The organism is Serratia proteamaculans, assembly GCF_949794035.1.
Lineage (GTDB): Bacteria > Pseudomonadota > Gammaproteobacteria > Enterobacterales > Enterobacteriaceae > Serratia > Serratia proteamaculans.
Genome location: NZ_OX461105.1, coordinates 4,168,833 through 4,189,633, shown reverse-complemented (window position 1 = coordinate 4,189,633; position 20,801 = coordinate 4,168,833). Strand labels below are relative to the sequence as shown.

22 protein-coding genes and 1 other RNA gene are annotated in these 20,801 nt (G+C 54.6%); 14 read left to right on the top strand and 9 right to left on the bottom strand.

Going from position 1 to position 20,801, the window contains the following annotated elements; all coding sequences use genetic code 11:
• Positions 1-32: 32 nt before the first annotated feature.
• Positions 33-380 (top strand): DUF3302 domain-containing protein, encoded by a 348-nt coding sequence (locus QOT07_RS19480; RefSeq protein ID WP_283603777.1) that lies wholly within the window; start codon positions 33-35, stop codon positions 378-380.
• A 9-nt stretch (positions 381-389) separates the two neighbouring features.
• Positions 390-1,526, top strand: coding sequence for an HlyD family secretion protein (locus tag QOT07_RS19475; RefSeq protein WP_099062717.1), 1,137 nt, complete (start codon positions 390-392; stop codon positions 1,524-1,526).
• 98 nt (positions 1,527-1,624) lie between these two features.
• On the opposite strand, the gene ssrA is transcribed toward QOT07_RS19475, so the two are convergent.
• Positions 1,625-2,005: a transfer-messenger RNA gene (gene ssrA / locus QOT07_RS19470) on the bottom strand.
• Between the two features lie 49 nt (positions 2,006-2,054).
• Positions 2,055-2,537, bottom strand: a complete 483-nt coding sequence (gene smpB / locus QOT07_RS19465; protein WP_085118380.1) for an SsrA-binding protein SmpB — start codon at positions 2,535-2,537, stop codon at positions 2,055-2,057.
• Positions 2,538-2,698: 161 nt separating this feature from the next.
• On the opposite strand from smpB, the gene QOT07_RS19460 reads away from it, so the two are divergent.
• Complete coding sequence (locus QOT07_RS19460; RefSeq protein ID WP_020828273.1) at positions 2,699-3,133, top strand: type II toxin-antitoxin system RatA family toxin; 435 nt, start codon at positions 2,699-2,701, stop codon at positions 3,131-3,133.
• Entirely contained in the window at positions 3,126-3,410 is a 285-nt protein-coding gene (locus tag QOT07_RS19455; protein WP_283603776.1) for an RnfH family protein, read from the top strand. Before QOT07_RS19460 ends, QOT07_RS19455 begins: the two co-directional genes overlap by 8 nt.
• Positions 3,411-3,524: 114 nt before the next feature.
• On the opposite strand, the gene bamE is transcribed toward QOT07_RS19455, so the two are convergent.
• From bamE to nadK, 3 genes are all read right to left on the bottom strand, one after another.
• Entirely contained in the window at positions 3,525-3,863 is a 339-nt protein-coding gene (bamE, locus tag QOT07_RS19450) for an outer membrane protein assembly factor BamE (RefSeq protein ID WP_012146393.1), read from the bottom strand.
• 238 nt (positions 3,864-4,101) lie between these two features.
• A complete protein-coding gene (recN, locus tag QOT07_RS19445; RefSeq protein ID WP_198404411.1) occupies positions 4,102-5,763 on the bottom strand; it encodes a DNA repair protein RecN in 1,662 nt (553 codons plus the stop codon).
• A gap of 86 nt (positions 5,764-5,849) precedes the next feature.
• A complete protein-coding gene (gene nadK, locus QOT07_RS19440) occupies positions 5,850-6,728 on the bottom strand; it encodes an NAD(+) kinase (protein WP_085118374.1) in 879 nt (292 codons plus the stop codon).
• Positions 6,729-6,852: 124 nt separating this feature from the next.
• On the opposite strand from nadK, the gene grpE reads away from it, so the two are divergent.
• Positions 6,853-7,425 (top strand): nucleotide exchange factor GrpE, encoded by a 573-nt coding sequence (grpE, locus tag QOT07_RS19435; protein ID WP_017893731.1) that lies wholly within the window; start codon positions 6,853-6,855, stop codon positions 7,423-7,425.
• A 51-nt stretch (positions 7,426-7,476) separates the two neighbouring features.
• Here grpE and ung read toward each other — a convergent pair whose 3' ends face one another.
• Positions 7,477-8,160 (bottom strand): uracil-DNA glycosylase, encoded by a 684-nt coding sequence (gene ung / locus QOT07_RS19430; RefSeq protein ID WP_099062714.1) that lies wholly within the window; start codon positions 8,158-8,160, stop codon positions 7,477-7,479.
• A gap of 345 nt (positions 8,161-8,505) precedes the next feature.
• Here ung and grcA point away from each other — a divergent pair, with 345 nt between their 5' ends.
• From grcA to QOT07_RS19415, 3 genes are all read left to right on the top strand, one after another.
• Positions 8,506-8,889 carry an autonomous glycyl radical cofactor GrcA gene (grcA, locus tag QOT07_RS19425; protein WP_085118371.1) on the top strand — a complete coding sequence of 128 codons (384 nt, stop codon included), beginning with the start codon at positions 8,506-8,508 and terminating at the stop codon, positions 8,887-8,889.
• A 186-nt stretch (positions 8,890-9,075) separates the two neighbouring features.
• The gene (locus QOT07_RS19420) at positions 9,076-10,038 is read left to right on the top strand and encodes a Tle-like phospholipase domain-containing protein (protein WP_219016815.1); all 963 of its coding nucleotides are present in this window, start codon (positions 9,076-9,078) and stop codon (positions 10,036-10,038) included.
• Complete coding sequence (locus tag QOT07_RS19415; RefSeq protein WP_099062712.1) at positions 10,031-10,786, top strand: ankyrin repeat domain-containing protein; 756 nt, start codon at positions 10,031-10,033, stop codon at positions 10,784-10,786. The genes QOT07_RS19420 and QOT07_RS19415 overlap by 8 nt, the downstream gene beginning before the upstream one ends.
• Positions 10,787-10,845: 59 nt before the next feature.
• On the opposite strand, the gene srmB is transcribed toward QOT07_RS19415, so the two are convergent.
• Positions 10,846-12,171 (bottom strand): ATP-dependent RNA helicase SrmB, encoded by a 1,326-nt coding sequence (srmB, locus tag QOT07_RS19410; protein ID WP_099062711.1) that lies wholly within the window; start codon positions 12,169-12,171, stop codon positions 10,846-10,848.
• Positions 12,172-12,270: 99 nt separating this feature from the next.
• On the opposite strand from srmB, the gene trmN reads away from it, so the two are divergent.
• Complete coding sequence (trmN, locus tag QOT07_RS19405; protein WP_283603774.1) at positions 12,271-13,053, top strand: tRNA(1)(Val) (adenine(37)-N(6))-methyltransferase TrmN; 783 nt, start codon at positions 12,271-12,273, stop codon at positions 13,051-13,053.
• 39 nt (positions 13,054-13,092) lie between these two features.
• Here the strand turns inward: trmN and nadB are convergent, their stop codons facing one another.
• Positions 13,093-14,694 (bottom strand): L-aspartate oxidase, encoded by a 1,602-nt coding sequence (gene nadB / locus QOT07_RS19400; RefSeq protein WP_170925066.1) that lies wholly within the window; start codon positions 14,692-14,694, stop codon positions 13,093-13,095.
• Positions 14,695-14,907: 213 nt separating this feature from the next.
• Between nadB and rpoE the strand changes: the two genes are divergently transcribed.
• From rpoE to rseC, 4 genes are read left to right on the top strand one after another with little or no spacing between them, the layout of a single operon-like run.
• Entirely contained in the window at positions 14,908-15,483 is a 576-nt protein-coding gene (gene rpoE, locus QOT07_RS19395; RefSeq protein ID WP_012146382.1) for an RNA polymerase sigma factor RpoE, read from the top strand.
• 30 nt (positions 15,484-15,513) lie between these two features.
• Positions 15,514-16,167: an anti-sigma-E factor RseA gene (rseA, locus tag QOT07_RS19390; protein ID WP_112348580.1), complete on the top strand. Its 654-nt coding sequence runs from the start codon at positions 15,514-15,516 to the stop codon at positions 16,165-16,167.
• The gene (gene rseB, locus QOT07_RS19385; protein ID WP_099062707.1) at positions 16,167-17,126 is read left to right on the top strand and encodes a sigma-E factor regulatory protein RseB; all 960 of its coding nucleotides are present in this window, start codon (positions 16,167-16,169) and stop codon (positions 17,124-17,126) included. The genes rseA and rseB overlap by 1 nt, the downstream gene beginning before the upstream one ends.
• The gene (gene rseC / locus QOT07_RS19380; RefSeq protein WP_099062706.1) at positions 17,123-17,599 is read left to right on the top strand and encodes a SoxR-reducing system protein RseC; all 477 of its coding nucleotides are present in this window, start codon (positions 17,123-17,125) and stop codon (positions 17,597-17,599) included. The genes rseB and rseC overlap by 4 nt, the downstream gene beginning before the upstream one ends.
• On the opposite strand, the gene QOT07_RS19375 is transcribed toward rseC, so the two are convergent.
• Positions 17,596-18,435: a hypothetical protein gene (locus QOT07_RS19375; protein ID WP_099062705.1), complete on the bottom strand. Its 840-nt coding sequence runs from the start codon at positions 18,433-18,435 to the stop codon at positions 17,596-17,598. The two genes, rseC and QOT07_RS19375, sit on opposite strands and share 4 nt — an antisense overlap.
• Before the next feature lie 542 nt (positions 18,436-18,977).
• Here QOT07_RS19375 and lepA point away from each other — a divergent pair.
• Positions 18,978-20,774: a translation elongation factor 4 gene (gene lepA / locus QOT07_RS19370; RefSeq protein ID WP_099062704.1), complete on the top strand. Its 1,797-nt coding sequence runs from the start codon at positions 18,978-18,980 to the stop codon at positions 20,772-20,774.
• The last annotated feature ends 27 nt before the right edge of the window (positions 20,775-20,801 follow it).

The following is a 20,801-nucleotide window of genomic DNA, read 5'->3' as shown; positions in this document are numbered from 1 at the left end:
AAATAATTTAGCCTTACCAACCAGGATACTGCATGTTTCTAGATTACTTCGCTTTAGGGGTATTGATCGCCGTATTTTTAATTTTATTTTACGGTGTGATCATTATCCACGATATTCCTTATCTTCTGGCCAAGAAACGGCAGCATCCTCATCAGGATGCCATTCATGTGGCGGGCTGGGTCAGCCTGTTTACCCTGCATGCCATTTGGCCACTGCTGTGGATTTGGGCGACATTATATCGACCGGAACGGGGTTGGGGGATGGCCGACAAGCCTGAGCCACCTGACGTGCTGCAGGCGCGAATAAATCAGCTCGAAGCTGAGTTGCAGCGTATGCAGCTACAGGTTGCCGAACAACGCTTGTCGTCCAACAAAGGTTAAGCAAACAGTATGGATCTCTTAATTATCCTCAGCTACGTCGCGCTGAGCTACGGCGTATTCAAACTGTTCCGTATCCCGGTCAATAAATGGACGGTACCGACGGCGGTGCTCGGCGGTATTTTTATTGTTGGCGCCTTAATTCTGGGCATGAACTACAACCATCCTTATACCTACCGGGCGCAGAAAATCGCCATTTCAGTGCCGATCGTCCCGCAAGTCTCGGGCGTGATTGTTGAGGTCACGGATAAAACCAATGTGCTGTTGCACAAAGGGGACCTGTTGTTTCGCCTTGACGATACCCGTTACCGCGCACGCTTAAGCAAGCTGCAGGCGGAACTTGCCGGCGCAGAAGCGGATGTGCGGGCGCGCCAGGCTACATTAAATGAGTCTGCCGCGAATGTTCAGCGGGTGAATGCCGAGTATGAACGGGCCCGCAAGGATTATCAGCGCTATGCCAAAGGCGCGACCATGGCGGTCAATCCTTTTTCCGAGCAAGATATCAGCCATGCGCAGCAACAGTTCCAGGCACAATCTGCCGCATTGCAGGCTGCCAGGGCACAGCATCAGCAGGCTAAGGAACAACTTTCTGGTCGTTATAACGGCGAAGATGCGCATATTGCCGGCCTGAAATCGCAGATTGCCGAGGCGACTTATAACCTGGAACAAACCATTGTTCGCGCACCGAGCGACGGTTATGTTACTCAAGTGCTGGCCAGACCGGGCACCACGGCAGTGCGCCTGCCGTTCAAGCCGGTGATGATTTTTATTCCGCAGCAAAAGCGGCAGGTGGTGGCGGTATTCCGTCAAAACTCGATCCTGCGTTTAACCCAGGGTGATAAGGCCGAGGTGGTCTTTAACGGCTTGCCGGGCAAAATCTATGGCGGTTCGGTAACGCGAGTGCTGCCCGTGGTGCCGGACGGCAGCTATCAGGCCAGCGGCGTATTGCAGGGATTAAATGCCGGCGCCCAGCAGGAAGGGGTCTACGTGATGATCGATCTCGATCCTACTGCGGATCTCGACAAACTGCCCGATGGCGTGACTGCCCAGACCGCGGTATATACCGAGCATTTTGAGCATCTTTCCATTATGCGCAAAGTCCTGCTGCGGATGACCAGCTGGATGCACTATCTCTATTTGGATCACTAGTTGTTATCTGTTTTAGATACACAAAAAAGCCCGCAACGTGAATTGCGGGCTTTTTCGTTATTGTCACCGGATCTATCTGGTATCACCGGTGACCTATTTGGTGGAGCTGGGGGGATTTGAACCCCCGTCCGGAATTACTACACCGTCGGCACTACATGCTTAGTCCAATCTTCACATTCGCCGGTCAGCTGCGGATGGACACGCCACTAACAAACTAGCCTGATTGGGTTTAACGCTTCAGCCCCAGGCAGGACATCCACGCGATCTCTTTTGGGTTTGACCTCTCTTGATCCCCGTCCTAAGAGCGGAGGCTAGGGAGAGAGGGAATCTTCAGTTTCTTAGGCTGATTAAGCTGCTAAAGCAGCAGATTCGAATTGCGAGTCGTTTGCAATTATTTTTTTTGCGGCTTTTTACGAGGCAAACCGCCCCTCGGCATGCTCCTAAGGCCTCACAATCCCGTCGAATCCAGAATCAGCCCCAAGTTACGTCGCGCAGTATAACAGAAGTTTATCCCGTTAAGCCAGAGGCTTATCGGTTGGCGTGCTTCATGATACGGGATTTCGCCGTCTGCCATTCACGATCTTTGATGTCATCGCGCTTATCGTGTTCTTTCTTACCTTTGGCTACGCCGATTTTGATCTTGGCCCAGGCATTTTTCCAATACATGGACAAGGCAACCACGGTGTAACCGTCACGGTTTACACGGCCGAGCAGTGAGTCCAGCTCACGCTTTTTCAGCAGGAGTTTACGGGTACGTGTCGGATCGCAGACCACATGAGTAGAAGCTACGTTGAGCGGTGAGACAGTGGCGCCAAACAGGTAGGCTTCACCATCGCGAAAGGTCACGTAGCTGTCACTGATGTTGGCTTTGCCGGCACGCAGCGATTTGACTTCCCACCCTTGCAGAGACAGGCCCGCTTCGAATTCTTCCTCAATGGCGTATTCGAAACGCGCCCGCTTGTTTTGCGCAATGGTGGCAGAGCCGGGTTTGTGTGCTTTTTTCTTTGTCATAGTGTGTTCATTATACTGGATGCGTCAGCGAAAGAAATCCTTTCCCGCTCAGCACCTGCGCAATTTTTCGCATTTTTGGCCTCTGTGTTGCATAGCAGATTTTTTGTTTGCCGATAGATAAATGGTATGATTTGTATGTTTTGTGTCTCACAGGAAATGATATGCCCCAGATCAGTCGATCTGCGTTAGTGCCATTCAGCGCCGAGCAGATGTATCAGTTGGTTAACGATGTTCATTCTTATCCCGATTTTCTGCCAGGTTGCACCGGTAGCCGGGTGATTAACGCGTCCAACAATGAAATGACCGCCGCGGTGGATGTTGCCAAAGCCGGTATCAGTAAAACTTTTACCACGCGCAACACGCTGCTGGATAACCAGAGCATCAATATGCAGCTGGTTGACGGTCCGTTCCGCAAGCTGATGGGGGGCTGGCACTTCACGCCGCTCAGTCCGGAAGCCTGCAAGGTTGAGCTGCACCTGGATTTCGAATTTACCAACAAACTGATCGAGTTGGCGTTCGGCAAGGTGTTTAAAGAGCTGGCGGGTAACATGGTGCAGGCATTCACCCAGCGGGCGAAAGAGGTTTACAGTGTCTGAGATACGGGTCGAGGTGGTTTATGCCTTGCCGGAACGTCAGTATCTGCGCAACGTCACGTTGGACGAGGGCAGCAGCGTTGAGCAGGCGATTGTCGCCTCCGGGCTGCTGGAGCTGCGTGGTGACATTAATCTGCAAAGTAACAAGGTGGGCATCTATAGCCGACCGGCCAAGTTGGGTGATGTGCTCAATGATGGCGACCGGGTGGAAATTTATCGCCCCTTGATTGCCGACCCCAAAGAGCTGCGCCGTCAACGGGCAGAGAAGGCAAAAAAATAAGGCGCTGAGTGCGCCTTGTTTTTTATCAGAATTTTATCTTCCGAGTTGCAGCCTGGTACTGTCATGAAGAACTTGACGCGTCCCTCACGGGCCGGACGATAGTTCCTGCGCGGATTACTTAGTCAGCGCTGGCTTGTTCTGAATATCGGTCAATACACCCGCGCTGTTAAAGGTCAGCGTCAGGGTTTGCTGGGTGATATTTTCATGACCAGGTTGCTGGCGGAACACATAGAACCACGTCTGAGTACCGAACGGGTCCTGCAACATTGGGGTTCCCAATGTATAAGCGACCTGTTGCTGGGTCATACCTTTTTGGATTTTAGCTACGTCGGTTGACGTCAGGTAGTTCCCTTGGTTGATGTCAGGCCGGTAAACCACCTTCTCAAAAGTAGAACAGCCTGCAGTCAGCATCACAAGAACCACAGCGGCGGCAGTCAGCGTTTTACAGCGCATAGTAATCACATTCCTTTAGGGCATAGGATGCCGATGATAATAGACCTTGCAGCCGTTGGAAACCCTTATACCCTTCATCTTTCAAGTTGTAGCTGTGTTGGCTTCCTACTCTCACCCCAGTCACTTAGTTATCTAAGCTCCTGGGGATTCACTGAGTTGCCGCCTTGCTACAGCTTGAAATCTATTGGGTAAACAGCGCCAAAGTCAGACCTCAGGAAAGTGAAAAAGTTGAGCTTTTCTATGCAGCAAGCAGTTCTTTTGCGTTTGCCAGGGTGTTTCGGGTGACTTCACTGCCGCCGAGAAGGCGCGCCAATTCTTGCAAACGGGCACGTTTATCCAGGGATGACATCTGTGTTTCGGTTTCGGTGCCGTCGGTCTGTTTGCTGACAAACAGATGCTGATGCCCACAACCTGCCACCTGCGGCAAGTGAGTAACGCACATCACCTGGGTTGATTCCCCCAACTGGCGCAGCAGGCGGCCGACGATGGCGGCGGTTGGGCCGCTGATACCTACGTCCACTTCGTCGAAAATCAGCGCCGGTGTTTCCATCTTGCGGGCGGTAATCACCTGGATTGCCAGCGCGATGCGCGACAGCTCGCCGCCAGAGGCTACTTTCGCCAAGGCCTGCAGCGGTTGGCCCGGGTTGGTGGAAACGCAGAACTCGGTACGGGTCGCGCCTTCAGCACTCAAATATTGCGGCTCGAAGCGCACATCGATATTGAATTTGCCGTGTGGCATGGAAAGCGCCTGCATGCTGTCGGTAATCAACGTAGTCAGTTCGGCGGCATAATGCTGGCGTTTCTGATGCAGTTGCTCTGCCAGCAACAGCGCTTGCTGATGATGCAACGTGACCGCCTCGGCCAGGTGTTCGTGGTCGTTTTCTTGCTGTGACAACAGTTGTTGTTCATCCAGCATTTGCTGGTGCAACTGCGGCAGTTCTTCTGGCGCGACGTGGTGTTTACGTGCCAGGTTAATTTGGCGCGACAGGCGCTGTTCCAGTTCTTGCAGGCGGTTTGGGTCTAAATCCATGCGATCGGCATAGTGGCGCAGTTCATCGCTGGCTTCACTGATTTGGATTGACGCCTCTTCCAGCATATCCAGCAGGCCACTGAGCTTTTCATCCATACTGACCAGCTCAACCAGCAGGTGTTTGGCGGTGTAGAGCTGGCTCAGCATATTGTTTTCTTCGCTATCAGCCAATAATTGCAGGGTTTGCTGGCTGATGGTCAGCAACTGGCCGCTGTTGGCCAGGCGTTTGAATTCAGTATCGATTTTTTCAAACTCACCGGCCTGCGGCGCAAACTCGTTCAGCTCTTTCAATTGGTATTGCAGCAGCTGTTTGCGTGCGTCACGTTCGATGGACTGTTGCTGATGGTGGGCCAGTTCGCGACAGCTCTGATGCCAGCGCTGGTAAGCCTGCTGCATTTGCGCCAGCAGGGCAGGTTCGTCGGCGTAGGCGTCGAGCAGTTGTTTTTGGTGCTCAGGCTTGAGCAGTAACTGGTGGGCATGCTGGCCGTGGATTTGAATCAGGCGCTGGCCGAGTTCGCGCAGTTGCGAAAGCGGTACGGCGGTACCGTTGATAAAGCCACGTGAGCGGCCGTCGGCGTTGATCACCCGGCGCAGCAGGCACTCATTGCTGTCGTCCAACTGGTTTTGCTCGAGCCACTGTCTTGCAGACGGAGTGTCCGCCAGTGAGAAGCGGGCGCAGATATCGGCACGGGCGGCTCCCAATCGAACGACATTACCGTCGGCGCGATTACCGAGGCACAGCCCCAGCGCGTCGATGGCGATCGATTTGCCGGCGCCGGTTTCACCGGTAATCGCCGTCATACCCGGTTGAAAATCAATTTCCAACTCACGAACGATAGCAAAATTGCTGATGGTCAATTGCGCCAGCATGGGAACCTTCCTGTGTATAAACACATAACTGTAGTTTCATACAGTATAGACTGGTTTTATATACAGTAAAGAGGCTGGCGCAGTTTTTAGAATAATTTTTTTGACCAGCCCAGCTTGGTGCTTAACGTGTTGAAATAGCTGTAGTCCTTTGGATGAATAAGATTCAAATGGAAATCACTACGGCGTATCAATACCTCTTCACCTTCCTGGATCGGCAACGCGATTTGGCTGTCGCAGCTGATTTCCAGATCGCTGCCAATTTGCGAAAACTTCAGCCGAATGGTGCTGTTGCCGTTGATCACCAATGGGCGAGCCGAAAGGGTGTGCGGGAACATCGGCACCAGCGCGATGGCCTCCAGCGAGGGCGTCAGGATCGGCCCACCGGCAGAGAGTGAGTAGGCGGTCGAACCGGTCGGGGTGGCGATGATCAAGCCGTCGGAGCGCTGGGAGAAGGCGAAACGATCGTCGATATACACTTCGAACTCAATCATGTGCGCAACTTTACCGGGGTGCAACACCACTTCGTTGATCGCGGTGCTGATGCGGCACTGCTGGTTCTCTTTGTGCACGATGGTTTCCAGCAGGAAGCGCTGTTCATCGATGTATTCGCCTTCCAGCACGTCGGCCAATTGCTGCAATGCGTTGTCAGGATCAAGATCGGTCAGGAAGCCGAGATTACCGCGGTTAACACCGATCACTTTAATGTCGTAGCGTGCCAGCACGCGCGCAGCGCCCAGCATATTACCGTCGCCGCCGACCACCACGGCCAGGTCGGCCTTTTGGCCAATCTCTGCCAGGCTACCGGTCACGGCGTCTTGCAGCCCCAAATCCTTGGCTATCTGCCGTTCAACCATCACTGAATAGCCTCGGGCGACCAACCAGTGAAATAACATCTCATGCGTTGCCAGCGCCGAAGGGTGACGCGGGTGGCCAACAATGCCAATACAGGCGAATTTTTTATTCATTGTTGTGATTTTCCTCACCGGGACCAGTTTATGCCCCACATTGTGACCGGTTGACTTGAAACCCCGGTTTTGATCCCCATAATAAGCCAAGTTGCGAGATTAATGCTAAAACGCGGAGATATTCATGAGTAGTAAAGAACAGAAGACGCCAAACGAGCAAGTCTCGGAAGAAATGGAACAGCAGGAAGTCTTGCCGGAAGCGGCTGAGGGCGTCGATCTGCGGGATGAGCGCATTGCTGAGCTGGAAGCTCAACTGGCCGAAGCCCAGCAGCATGAACGCGACAGCCTGCTGCGTGCCAAAGCGGAAATGGAAAACGTCCGTCGCCGCACCGAGCTGGATATTGAAAAAGCGCACAAATTTGCTCTGGAGAAATTCTCCGGTGACCTGCTGCCGGTGCTTGATAACCTGGAGCGTGCGTTGGATCTGGCGGATAAAAACAATCCGGAACTGACGGCGATGATCGAAGGTATCGAACTGACGCTGAAGTCCCTGCAGGACGTCGTGCGTAAGTACGGTATCGAAATCGTTGGCGACACTAACGTGCCGTTCAACCCGGAAGTGCACCAGGCGATGAGCCTGATGGAATCTGCCGATCACCAGCCAAATCACGTAATGATGGTGATGCAGAAAGGCTATACGCTGAATGGTCGTCTGCTGCGCCCGGCGATGGTTGCGGTTTCCAAAGCCAAGGCTTAAGCGAAATTAAGTAAAGAAAAGGCACCTCCGGGTGCCTTTTTTGCGTCTGAATCAGGCCTGCGGCAGTTGCGGCAACCAGTCGATAGGCTTTAGCCCCTGTTGTTCCAACAGCTGGTTGGCCTGCGAGAAGTGATGGCAGCCGAGGAAACCACGGTGGGCGGAAAGCGGCGAAGGGTGCGGCGCTTTCAATACGTGGTGACGGTTGCTGTCGATAAAGTTGCCTTTCTTCTGGGCATGCGCGCCCCACAGCAGGAACACCACACCTTCGCGATTTTCATTCAATGCGGCGATCACCTTGTCGGTAAAGGTCTCCCAGCCCAGCTTGGCATGAGAGTGCGCCTGGCCGCCTTCAACGGTCAACACCGTGTTCAGCAGCAGCACGCCCTGTTCCGCCCAGCTTTGCAGGCAGCCGTGGCTGGGGCGCTCAAAACCCGGGATATCCGTTGCCAGCTCTTTATACATATTCACCAGCGAAGGGGGCGCAGGCACGCCAGGGAGCACCGAGAAAGACAGACCATGGGCCTGATTCGGGCCGTGATAGGGATCCTGACCGAGGATCACCACCTTCACGTCTGCCAGTTCGGTATAACGAAAGGCGTTGAACACGTCTTTTTGTGGTGGGTAAATGGTCTTACCGGCCTGGCGTTCAGCGGCAACAAAGGCAAGCGTTTCATGAAAATAGGGCTGCTCTTTCTCCTTGCCGATGACATCATGCCAGGTGAGGGAGGTGGACATAAACGCTCTCCTTTGTTTTCGTTAACAATTCACTGGGCATAGCTTACCGTTTAGCTCCACACAGTGAAACTCGCTTTTATCCTGGCGTTATCGCGATAGATGCAAAAATTGTTGATAATTTACAAAAATAATTGCGAAGTGCTTTGTGGGGAAAATTGACATAAAACATAAACTTGCCCCTTGTCGCCGTGTGGGTACCCCGTGAAAATTGACTTTAATCAAAGAATTGCCCCGGCCAGACTGGTATACAGAACAACAAGACAACAATGGTTTTACCAAATGGCCGAAACCAGGATTGGTTTTTTCTCGAAGTAGAATTTTTCGCCCTTGTACGGAGGCAACAAAATGATTACTGGTATTCAAATCACTAAAGCGAACGACCAGGCGCTACTGAACTCTTTCTGGCTGCTGGATGATGAAACATCCGAAGCCCGCTGCGTTTGCGCTAAAGCCAAATACACAGAAGACCAGGTCGTACCGGTCAGCGATCTGGGCCAGATCGAGTATCGTGAAGTGCCGCTGGAAATGCAATCTACCGTGCGCGTGGAAGGTGGGCAGCACCTGAACGTGAACGTACTGCGTCGTGAGACGCTGGAAGATGCGGTTAAGCACCCAGAAAAATACCCGCAATTGACCATTCGTGTGTCCGGCTATGCGGTGCGTTTCAACTCGCTGACGCCAGAACAACAACGTGACGTGATTACACGTACCTTTACAGAAAGCCTGTAATTACCCGCGTGGTTAATAAGGGAGCTTCGGCTCCCTTTTTTATTGCTGTACTCGCCAGAAACTGAATCCGGATCACATTCCTCGCAAAGATAATCGCCCGAATTACAGAACTGCTCCGACCTGCCGATAGCTAAAGCAGCACCCATTGGGGTGCGGCATAGATAAGTCTATCGACAAGGAGTCGGCATGAGTATGTCTTTGAGTTTTACCTCTGCGGTCAGTTCCGCGGCCATCCAGCCCCCAGTGGCGCGCGCGTTGCCCGAACCACCGAGTTCACCTCAGCTCACAGAAACCCCACCGACCAAGGCCCCGGCGTCCACGCTTTCCACTAACAGCCTGAATGCGCAGCACCTGCTGAATACGCTGGTGAGCGATATGTCGGCCGCTGCACCGGTGGCTGCAAATCAGGGCGTGACGCGTGGGCAACAGTCCCAGCAAGGGGACTATACGCTAGCGCTATTGGCTAAAGACGTTTACAGCACCACCGGCCAGGGCGTTGACGGATTTAGCCGGTTGAGCGACAGCGCCTTGCTCGGCGCAGGCATTGATCCCGCCAGCCTGCATGACTCGGCATCGGGTTTTCAGGCCGGCATTTACAGCGATAATCAGCAATATGTATTGGCCTTCGCGGGTACCAATGATATGCGCGACTGGTTGAGCAATGTGCGGCAGGCAACCGGTTATGATGATGTGCAGTACAATCAGGCGGTCGCGGTTGCCAAAAGCGCCAAGGCGGCGTTTGGTGATGCGTTGGTGATTGCCGGGCATTCGTTAGGGGGTGGCCTGGCGGCAACGGCGGCGCTGGCGACCGGCACGGTGGCGGTCACCTTTAACGCTGCGGGCGTGTCCGATTACACGCTGAACCGTATGGGGATCGATCCGGCAGCGGCGAAACAGGATGCGCAAGCCGGAGGCATCCGCCGTTACAGCGAGCAATACGACATGCTGACCGGCACGCAGGAATCCACTTCGCTGATCCCGGACGCTATCGGGCATAAAATCACGTTGGCCAATAACGACACTCTGAGCGGCATTGACGACTGGCGGCCAAGCAAACATGTGGATCGCAGCCTGACCGCGCACGGTATCGATAAGGTGATCGGTTCGATGGCGGAGCAAAAGCCCTGGGAGGCGAAAGCCAATGCCTGACCGGCGACGAGTACGGCAGGCGTTAATTATCGCCATGCTGTTGCTGACGGCGATCGCCGGTTTGTTGATGATGGCTAAGGAACAACAGATGAATCAGGATATTTCTCCGTTCAACGGACACGGCAATGCGGCGCTGGCTCAGGCGGTGGCGCGCGGTGATGTGCAGAGTATTGCCGAACAGGCCACCCAGGGGCGACTGCGCGAGCAGGGCGACCGTCAGGTCACTTTGCTGCAATGGGCGATACTGTCGCAGCAACCGTCAAGTCTGGGCTCACTGCTAGAGCTGGGGGCCGATGCCGCCACGCCGGGGCTGGATGGCAACAGCGCACTGCATACCGCCGCGGCGGTGCAGGATCCGCAGTATTTGCGGCTGTTGCTGGAGCAGGGTGTAGCGGTTAACCCGCGTAATGCGGTGACCGGTGCCACGCCGCTGGCGGCTGCGGTGTTGGCGGGGCGAGAGGAGCAACTGCGGCTGCTGTTGGTCTCTGGGGCGGATGTTACGCTGAGCGATCGGCTGGGGGATACACCTTTGCACGTAGCGGCAAAAATCAATGCACCGCAATTGGCGTTGATGCTATTGCAGGCCGGGGCCGATGCCAAAGCCCGCAACCAGCAGGGAGTGACCTTCCAGTTCTATTTCTCACAGACGCCGACGTCGTTGCAAAGTGAAGAAATGCGCGATCGTTACCGTCAACTGAATGCCTGGCTGAAAGCCCATCAGCAGGCGACGCATTACGTGCAGCCGTAACGGGCATAAAAAAACCGCCTTCAGGTCAATGGAGGCGGTTTTTATTCACTACGGCAGCATTACTTCGCGCCGTTGCCCTCAGGCTTGGCCTTTGGCTGGCGGCGTTTGCCGACGTTTTTCGCATCGCGATGTCGCACTTTCACCTTGGCTTTTTCTTTGTTCTTTTCTTTGTCGACAGCGCGCTTGGCTATCACCTTCTTGGAAGGTTTGCCGTTGCTTTTTTCGCTTGGCACTTTGGTTGATGGACGCAGCTCTTCGATCACCCGCGCTTTCAGTGGCTCGTTCAGGTAACGGCCCACTTTGCCCAACAGCAGGTGGTCGTGTGCCTCAACCAGCGAGATGGCGGTGCCTTTGCGTCCGGCACGACCGGTACGGCCGATGCGGTGCAGGTAGGTATCCGCAGTGCGCGGCATGTCGAAGTTGAACACGTGGGTGATATCCAGGATATCCAGACCACGAGCGGCAACGTCGGTAGCGACCAGCACGTTGACCCGGCCGTCCATCATGCGTTTTACCGCTTCGTTACGCTTGGCCTGCACCATTTCACCTTCTAGGTAACAGGTGTTGATGCCCGCCTCGCGCAGCCAGGCTGCCAGTTCATGCACGCGCTCACGCTTACGCACGAAGATCACGGATTTCTGCACGTCCGGTTGCTGCAGCAAATGCACCAACAGGGCGGTTTTGTGTACTACGTCGTCTGCACGGTAGTACCACTGCAGGATCTTTTTGCGCTCGCGGCGTGACGGGTCAGCTTCGACTTCTACCGGCTCTTTCAGAATGCGTTCGGCGAATTCGCGGATGGCATCGCCTTCCAGCGTCGCGGAGAACAGCAGGGTCTGATTACGCCAGCGGGTCTCGGCAGAAATCGTTTCGATGTCCTGCGCGAAGCCCATATCGAGCATACGGTCGGCTTCATCGAGGATCAGCGTTTCTACCGCGCGGCAGTCGAAGTTTTCTTCTTTAATGTACTGCAGCAGACGACCGGTAGTGGCAACGACCACGTCCTGGTTTTCGCTGAAGACTTCTGCGTGGTTCATATAAGCGACGCCACCGGTGATGGTAGCGATATCCAGCGAAGTATGAGCAGCCAGTTCACGTGCCTGATCGGCTACCTGCATCGCCAGCTCGCGTGTCGGGGTCAGGATCAGTACGCGCGGTGGGCCGGACTTCTTGCGTGGGAAGTCGAGCAGATGTTGCAATACCGGCAGCAAAAATGCAGCGGTCTTGCCGGTGCCGGTCGGCGCCGAACCCAATACGTCGCGCCCATCCATCGCAGGCGGGATCGCCTCGGCTTGAATGGCGGTTGGGCGTTCGTAGCCTTTATCGCGCAGGGCGTTTATCAGGCGTTCATCGAGTTCGAGCTCGGAAAAATTGGTTACTGTCATGGTCTACCTCTACTTGGGGCGCCGATTATAGACGGGTTGGCCGCGTTCTTCACCTATTTAAGCGGAAAGCATGTCTTTTCCCAAAAATCAGATTGCCTTATGCTACGCGAGTTTTGTATTCAGGTGGTTATTGTGAGCACTCAATCGAAAGCGAATTTTACTCCGCGTCGCGGCGGTTTTACCTTCAAACAATTTTTTGTTGCCCACGACCGCTGTGCAATGAAAGTGGGCACCGACGGCGTGTTGCTCGGCGCATGGGCACCCTTGGCGCAGGCGCAACGAATGCTGGATATCGGCAGCGGCAGCGGATTGATCGCGCTGATGCTGGCGCAGCGGTCGGCCGAGAACGTGCTGATCGACGCGGTGGAACTGGACGAGGCCGCTGCCGCACAGGCACGTGACAACGTGCAGGAATCCCCCTGGCCGCAGCGCATTCAGGTCCACGCACAGGACATTCATCATTTTGCCCAGCATCATGCCGGTGAATATGATTTGATCGTCAGTAACCCGCCGTATTTCGAGCCGGCGGTTGCCTGCCGTGACCAGGCGCGCCACAACGCACGCTATACCGAAACCCTGACCCACGATGCTCTGTTGGCCAGTGCGGAGCAGTTGATCGCACCGAAGGGGTCTTTTTGCGTAGTGCTGCCCCATGATATTGGTGGCGCTTTCGAAAGCAATGCCCAGCTACGCGGCTGGCATACGGTGCAGCGGCTGAATGTCAGCGATCGCGCGGATACGCCAATGCATCGGGTATTGTTGGCGCTGACGCGTCAGCCCGCCGAACAAGAAACCGAACAGAAACTGGCTATCAAGTTGGACGATGGCAGTTACACCGATGATTTCCGCCGTCTGATTACCGATTTTTACCTGTTCTACTGAAATGAACAGGGCACCTTTATGGGTGCCCTGACGGTATCATTATGGTTGCAGGATGGTCGGTAGCGCTTCCGGCAGCAGATCCGGGTAGTCCAGCGTGTAGTGCAACCCGCGGCTTTCTTTACGCTCCATGGCGCTGCGGACGATTAATTCTGCCACCTGCACCAAATTACGCAGTTCCAACAGGTTGTTGGAGATGCGGAAGTTGGCGTAGTACTCGTCAATTTCTGCCTGCAACGTATTGATGCGGCGCAGCGCGCGCTCCAGTCGTTTGGTGGTGCGCACGATCCCTACGTAGTCCCACATAAACAGCCGCAGCTCATGCCAGTTGTGCTGGATCACAACTCGCTCATCGGCATCATCCACCCGGCTTTCATCCCACTGCGGTAGCTGTTTGGCCAGCTTGATAAACGGCAGACGCGTCATGATGTCTTCTGCCGCCGACCAGCCATAAACCAGGCATTCCAGCAGTGAGTTTGACGCCATGCGGTTGGCCCCGTGCAGGCCGGTGTAGCTAACCTCGCCAATGGCGTACAGCCCGTCCAGATCGGTGCGACCGTGCTGATCGACCATCACGCCGCCACAGGTATAGTGCGCTGCGGGGACGATAGGGATCGGCTGGCTTGTCAGGTCAAAGCCCAGCGTCAGCAGTTTTTCATGGATCATCGGGAAATGCTGGGTAATGAATTCGGCTGGCTTATGGCTGATGTCCAGATACATGCAGTCCGCACCCAGACGCTTCATTTCATGGTCGATGGCGCGTGCCACGACGTCTCGCGGTGCCAGTTCGCCGCGTGGGTCAAAATCGGGCATAAAGCGGCTGCCGTCCGGGCGCTTCAGATAAGCCCCTTCACCGCGTAACGCTTCGGTCAGCAGGAAGTTACGTGCCTGCGGGTGGAACAGGCAGGTCGGGTGGAACTGGTTGAATTCAAGGTTGGCGACCCGGCAACCGGCGCGCCAGGCCATGGCGATGCCGTCTCCGGAAGAGATATCCGGGTTGGTGGTGTATTGATACACCTTGGCCGCACCACCGGTCGCCAGCACGACCGTTTTGGCGCGGTAAGTTTCTACCTGCTCCCGTTCGCGGTTCCAGACATAGGCACCGACCACGCGACGGGTGCCCGGCAGGCCAATTTTGTTTGAAGTGATCAGATCGACCGCATTACGGCGTTCCATCACGCAAATATTCGGGTGGTTGCTTGCTTTCCCAACCAGGGTGGTCTCTACTTCTTTGCCAGTAGCATCAGCGGCATGCAGGATACGGCGATGGCTGTGCCCGCCTTCCCGCGTCAGGTGGTAATGTGCCTCGCCCTGAGCGTTGACCTCGGTGTCGAACAAGACTCCCTGATCGATCAACCACTGCACGCAGTGGCGAGCATTGCCGGCGATAAACTCAACCGCATCTTTGTCACACAGACCGGCTCCGGCAATCAAAGTGTCATCAACGTGTGAGGCAATGCTGTCCGTTTCATCGAAAACCGCGGCGATCCCGCCTTGGGCATAAAAGGTGGCGCCTTCGTTGAGTGGCCCCTTGCTGAGTACGGTAACCTTGCAATGCTGCGCCAGGCGCAACGCCAGTGACAGGCCGGCAGCACCGCTGCCGACGATCAGTACATCGCTAACATGTTCAGATGATGGTTGCATAGCGTATGATGTGTGCAGAAGAAGAGTGAAATTCATGTTAGCCTAATTGTCCGGGCAAAAGCCACGGATGGGTGACATCAACATAAAAAACAATGGCAATACGGAACTTCGTGTTCTGTATGAACTCCAAGCGAGTGCTTGCTCAGGAAAATAATGTATGGCTGGCAGTACAACTTTACGCGTGGAGACGGATTTGGGGAGAGTTTACCTCGGATGAGCGAGCAGTTAACGGATCAAGTTCTGGTTGAGCGGGTCCAAAAGGGCGATCAGAAATCGTTTAACTTACTGGTGATTCGTTACCAGCATAAAGTGGCGAGTCTCGTTTCCCGGTATGTACCGCAGGGCGATGTGCCGGATGTGGTACAGGAGTCGTTTATTAAAGCCTATCGCGCACTGGAATCATTCCGTGGGGATAGCGCTTTCTATACCTGGTTGTATCGAATTGCTGTGAATACGGCAAAAAATTATTTAGTGGCTCAGGGCCGTCGTCCGCCATCCAGCGATGTGGATGCCAACGATGCCGAAAATTACGAAAGTGCGGGTGCACTGAAAGAAATTTCGAACCCTGAGAACTTAATGTTGTCAGAAGAACTGAGACAGATAGTTTTCCGTACCATTGAGTCTCTCCCTGAGGATCTTCGCATGGCGATTACCCTGCGGGAGTTGGATGGTCTAAGCTACGAAGAAATAGCTGCCATCATGGATTGCCCGGTCGGAACCGTACGTTCGCGTATTTTCCGCGCCAGGGAGGCTATCGATAATAAAGTTCAACCGCTGATTCAACGTTAGCAATGGCGAACACAGGAAGGGTACTTAGGCATGCAGAAAGAAAAGCTTTCCGCTCTGATGGATGGAGAATCGCTCGACAGCGAGCTACTGAGTTCATTGTCTAAAGACAGGGCGCTTCAACAAAGCTGGCAGAGCTATCACCTGATACGTGACACACTACGGGGTGATATCGGACAAGTCATGCATCTCGATATCGCAGATCGTGTTGCTGCTGCACTTGAGAAAGAACCTGCACGTCTGGTTCCTTCTGCAGTTCCAGAATCTCAGCCGCAACCGCACACCTGGCAGAAAATGCCGTTCTGGCACAAAGTTCGCCCTTGGGCTAGCCAGATCACACAGATTGGTATGGCGGCATGTGTGTCGCTGGCGGTGATTGTAGGCGTCCAACAATACAATCAACCGGCTGCACAATCTGGCGCTGCTGAATCACCGGCATTCAATACCCTGCCGATCATGGGGCAGGCGTCACCGGTTAGCCTTGGCGTGCCGGCAGACAGTTTCTCCACCGGCAGCGGTCAACAGCAGCAGGTGCAGGAACAACGCAAACGCATTAACGCTATGCTGCAAGATTATGAGTTGCAACGTCGTTTGCATTCTGATCGACTGCAGCTTGAGCAAAGCACCCCACAACAGGCTGCCGTTCAGGTACCCGGAACTCAGTCTTTAGGAATGCAACAGCAGTAATGAAGCAACTTTGGTTCTCCGTCTGTCTATTGACGGGCAGCCTGCTCTACTCAAACATCGCCCCGGCGCAGCCCTCTGCGTCCGGGGCGTTGTTACAACAGATGAGCAGTGCCAGCCGTTCGCTCAATTATGAACTCGCCTATATCAGCATCAGCAAGCAGGGGATCGAATCGCTGCGCTACCGCCACGCGATGATCGACCAGCAGCCGCTCGGCCAATTACTGCATATGGACGGCCCACGCCGTGAAGTACTGCAGCGCGGCGGGGGGATCAGCTATTTCGAACCCGGCCTGGAGCCCTTCACGCTGTCTGGCGATCACATCGTCGATGCGTTGCCGGCCATTGTTTATGCTGATTTTGACCGCCTGGCGAAATATTACGATTTCATCTCCGTCGGCAGCACCCGCATTTCCGATCGTCCCTGCGAAGTGATCCGCGTGGTGGCTCGCGATGGTTCACGCTATAGCTATATTGTCTGGATGGATGAAGCCACCAAGCTGCCGCTGAGGGTGGATTTGATCGACCGCGACGGCGAAACGCTGGAGCAATACCGGGTGATTTCGTTCGTGGTCGGGCCGCAGGTGCAAAGTGCAATGGAGGGGCTGATCAAGGCTAGCCTGCCACCGTTGTTGTCGCTTCCTGCAGTGGATAAAATCAAGCTGAGCTGGAGCACGGGCTGGTTACCGGCTGGGGTGGATGAAATTGCACGTAACCGCCGCAAACTGCCGAACGTGACTGAACCTGTTGAATCGCGGCTCTACAGCGATGGTCTGTTCAGCTTCTCGGTTAACGTCAGCCCTGCGGGCAGCGGTGCCGGTCAGCAGTATTATCGTCAGGGGCGTCGCACTATCCAGACCGAAGTCCGTAACGGCAATGAGATCACTATCGTTGGCGAATTGCCGCCGGCGACGGCTAAACGAATTGCTGACAGCATTTCCTTCAAGGTGCCACCACAATGATGAAAGAGTGGGCCACGGTTGTTTCGTGGCAACAAGGTGTTGCGCTGCTGCGCTGTGAGCCGAAAGCAGGATGTGGCAGTTGTACGGCCCGTTCTGGCTGTGGCGCACGCGCGTTGAATGAGCTGGTGCCGGAAACTGAACACCAACTGCAGGTGCGTATTGAGCAGCCGCTCGAGCCGGGCCAGCGGGTTGAGGTGGGCATTGCTGAAGGCAGCCTATTGCGTTCAGCCATGCTGGTTTATCTGACGCCGCTGCTGGGCATGATGCTGGGGGGCAGCCTGTTGCAATACTGGCTGGGCACCGATGCATCTGCCGCGCTGGGCGCACTGCTTGGCGGGGTTGCGGCCTTTATGCTGGCACGCAGTCTGGCACATCGTCTCGGTGAACAGGCGAATTACCAACCCATCGTTCTGCAAATTGGTTTACCGCCTGGGGCCATGCGCCTGCAGACGGAAAACTCACCTCAGCTTTAAAACTGCTGCCGCGTCATCGCCGGGTTATGGTAGGCGGTGATGCGGGTGTAGATCATATGTTCCAGCAGCGCGATAAACAGATCGGCGCTGAGCAGCGAAAAATATCCGATGGTAAATAACGCATTGCCCTGATTATCCAACAGGCGAATAGTGCCGCGCTGCGGATTATTTTCCAGTTCGCGGATCTGCTCAATCGGGATAGATCCCTGTGCCGTGATCAGTGCCGTTGAGCTCAGACTCAGTGTTTGGGTTGACGGCCGTTTCCGCTGTCCAGGCAGTAATTGATTCAGCCAGCGAGCGCCGCAGCTGAGGTAGTGAAACGACAGCATTTCCCCCTGATACAGCGCATTTAAGGCTTGCGGCCCACGCTGTTGGATCTGCTGAGCGATAATGGTATCTGCCAGCCGCCAGGAATGGGAAACATTGCTGAATACCGGGCACCAGGGCTGTTCAACCGAGGTGCGAAAAGCCATCACATCGAATACCCCACCAAACAGACGCCCACCGCGAAAACGATAAATATCACCGATTTTTTCAAAGGGGATAAATCGTTCTTTATGACTATGCGGGTTAATCACCCGAACACCGTGCTCGTACAGGCGATAGGTCAACGTTGGCCGCAGACAATGGCGCAGCGCCAGCAGAATGCAGCCGAGTACAATAGTTGCTGCGCCGGTTTGCAGTAAGGTCAGTACCTCATTTTCATCCATGTTGCTCAGTAGTGGCAGTAACAGCAGTGCCGCACCGAGAGTTAACAACAGCGCTGCCGCTGCCAGAATGCCCCAATTGACCTTTGAAAAATCGTGCCGGCTCAGCATTGGCCCTTTATCGATCATTTTGCACCTTCCAATCAATACGCAGAGATAGGCTGATGAACCCCGGTGGGCATGCCGATGTAGTGCCCTGAATTATGTTTTATCGCGGTGTTCACCCACATTTCTATAGAAGCAGCCGGTCAGCGTATATCGGGTTTTTCCTAAAGCCTGGAGAGTGAAGTGCAATTCTAAGATGTTGATCCAGATATTATTTTATCCAGAATTAGGAGGGGGTTTATTGCGTTATTGGCGGTTATGTATTAACGCCCGATCCCGCAGGCGGCAGGTGAGGGGATAGGGGAAGGAAAGGTTGTCATAACTGACCGTTTTGACTGCGTTGGGTTTTGTTAACATCTGCTTTCATAACCCGGAGCGCCCTGTAACATTAAAGTGTACATAATAGAATGCCTTCACTGCACCGATCGCTAGGTTTTCAGTGTTGTGGCATGTAGAATGCAGCGATTCAGGCGCAAGACGGCCGAACCCATTCACTGTCGCTTTAGGTCCATGCGGGTTTCTATAGGCGAGTAATTCAGAAATACCAAGGCAGAAAAACTTTTATAATGAAGCATATACGAAATTTCTCCATTATTGCCCACATTGACCACGGTAAGTCGACGCTGTCCGACCGTATTATCCAAATTTGCGGTGGCTTGTCCGAACGTGAAATGGCCGCACAGGTGCTCGATTCTATGGATCTTGAGCGCGAGCGCGGCATCACCATTAAAGCGCAAAGCGTGACGCTGGATTATAAGGCGCAGGATGGCCAAACCTACCAGCTCAACTTTATCGACACGCCTGGACACGTTGACTTCTCCTACGAAGTTTCCCGTTCACTGGCCGCCTGTGAAGGCGCACTGCTGGTGGTCGATGCCGGGCAGGGCGTAGAAGCCCAGACGCTGGCTAACTGCTACACCGCACTGGATATGAATCTGGAAGTGGTGCCGGTACTGAACAAAATTGACTTGCCGGCTGCCGATCCCGATCGCGCTGCGCAGGAAATTGAAGATATCGTTGGCATCGACGCTACCGATGCGGTGCGTTGCTCGGCCAAAACCGGCGTCGGCGTGCCAGAAGTGCTCGAACGCCTGGTGCGTGATATTCCGGGCCCGGCAGGCGATCCGGAAGCGCCATTGCAGGCACTGATCATCGACTCCTGGTTCGATAACTACCTGGGTGTCGTTTCCCTGGTGCGCGTTAAGAACGGCACCATGCGCAAGGGCGACAAGATCAAGGTCATGAGCACCGGCCAAACCTATAATGCCGATCGCCTGGGCATCTTTACCCCGAAACGTGTCGATCGCGACGTGTTGAACTGTGGTGAAGTAGGCTGGTTGGTCTGTGCAATTAAAGACATCCTTGGCGCACCGGTGGGCGATACCCTGACACTGGCTCGTCAACCGGCAGACAAAGCCTTGCCGGGCTTCAAGAAAGTGAAGCCGCAGGTTTATGCGGGCCTGTTCCCGATCAGCTCCGACGACTATGAATCCTTCCGCGACGCGCTGGGCAAACTGAGCCTGAACGACGCCTCCCTGTTCTACGAGCCAGAGAGCTCCACCGCGTTGGGCTTCGGCTTCCGCTGTGGCTTCCTCGGCCTGCTGCACATGGAGATCATTCAGGAGCGTCTGGAGCGTGAATACGATCTGGAATTGATCACCACCGCGCCAACGGTAGTGTATGAAGTGGAAACCACCAGCAAAGAGACTATCTACGTTGATAGCCCATCCAAGCTGCCGCCACTGAATAACATCGAAGAGCTGCGTGAACCGATCGCCGAATGTCACATGCTGATGCCGCAGGAATTCCTGGGTAACGTGATCACCCTGTGTATCGAGAAACGTGGTGTGCAGACCAACATGGTTTACCACGGTAACCAGGTTGCGCTGACCTACGAAATCCCGATGGCGGAAGTGGTGCTCGACTTCTTCGACCGTCTGAAATCCACCTCGCGTGGTTACGCGTCACTGGATTACAACTTCAAACGCTTCCAGACCTCTGACATGGTGCGTGTCGACGTGCTGATCAACAACGAGCGCGTGGATGCGCTGGCGCTGATCACTCACCGCGACAACTCGCAGTACCGTGGCCGTGAGCTGGTAGAGAAGATGAAAGAGCTGATCCCACGTCAGCAGTTCGATATTGCCATTCAGGCCGCTATCGGAACCCATATCATCGCGCGTGCGACGGTGAAACAGCTGCGTAAAAACGTTCTGGCGAAATGCTATGGCGGTGACGTCAGCCGTAAGAAGAAGCTGTTGCAGAAACAGAAAGACGGTAAGAAACGCATGAAGCAGGTCGGTAACGTAGAGTTGCCGCAAGAAGCGTTCCTGGCCATTCTGCACGTTGGCAAGGACAAGTAAGTAACAGCGATAGAGTCGCGTAACTAG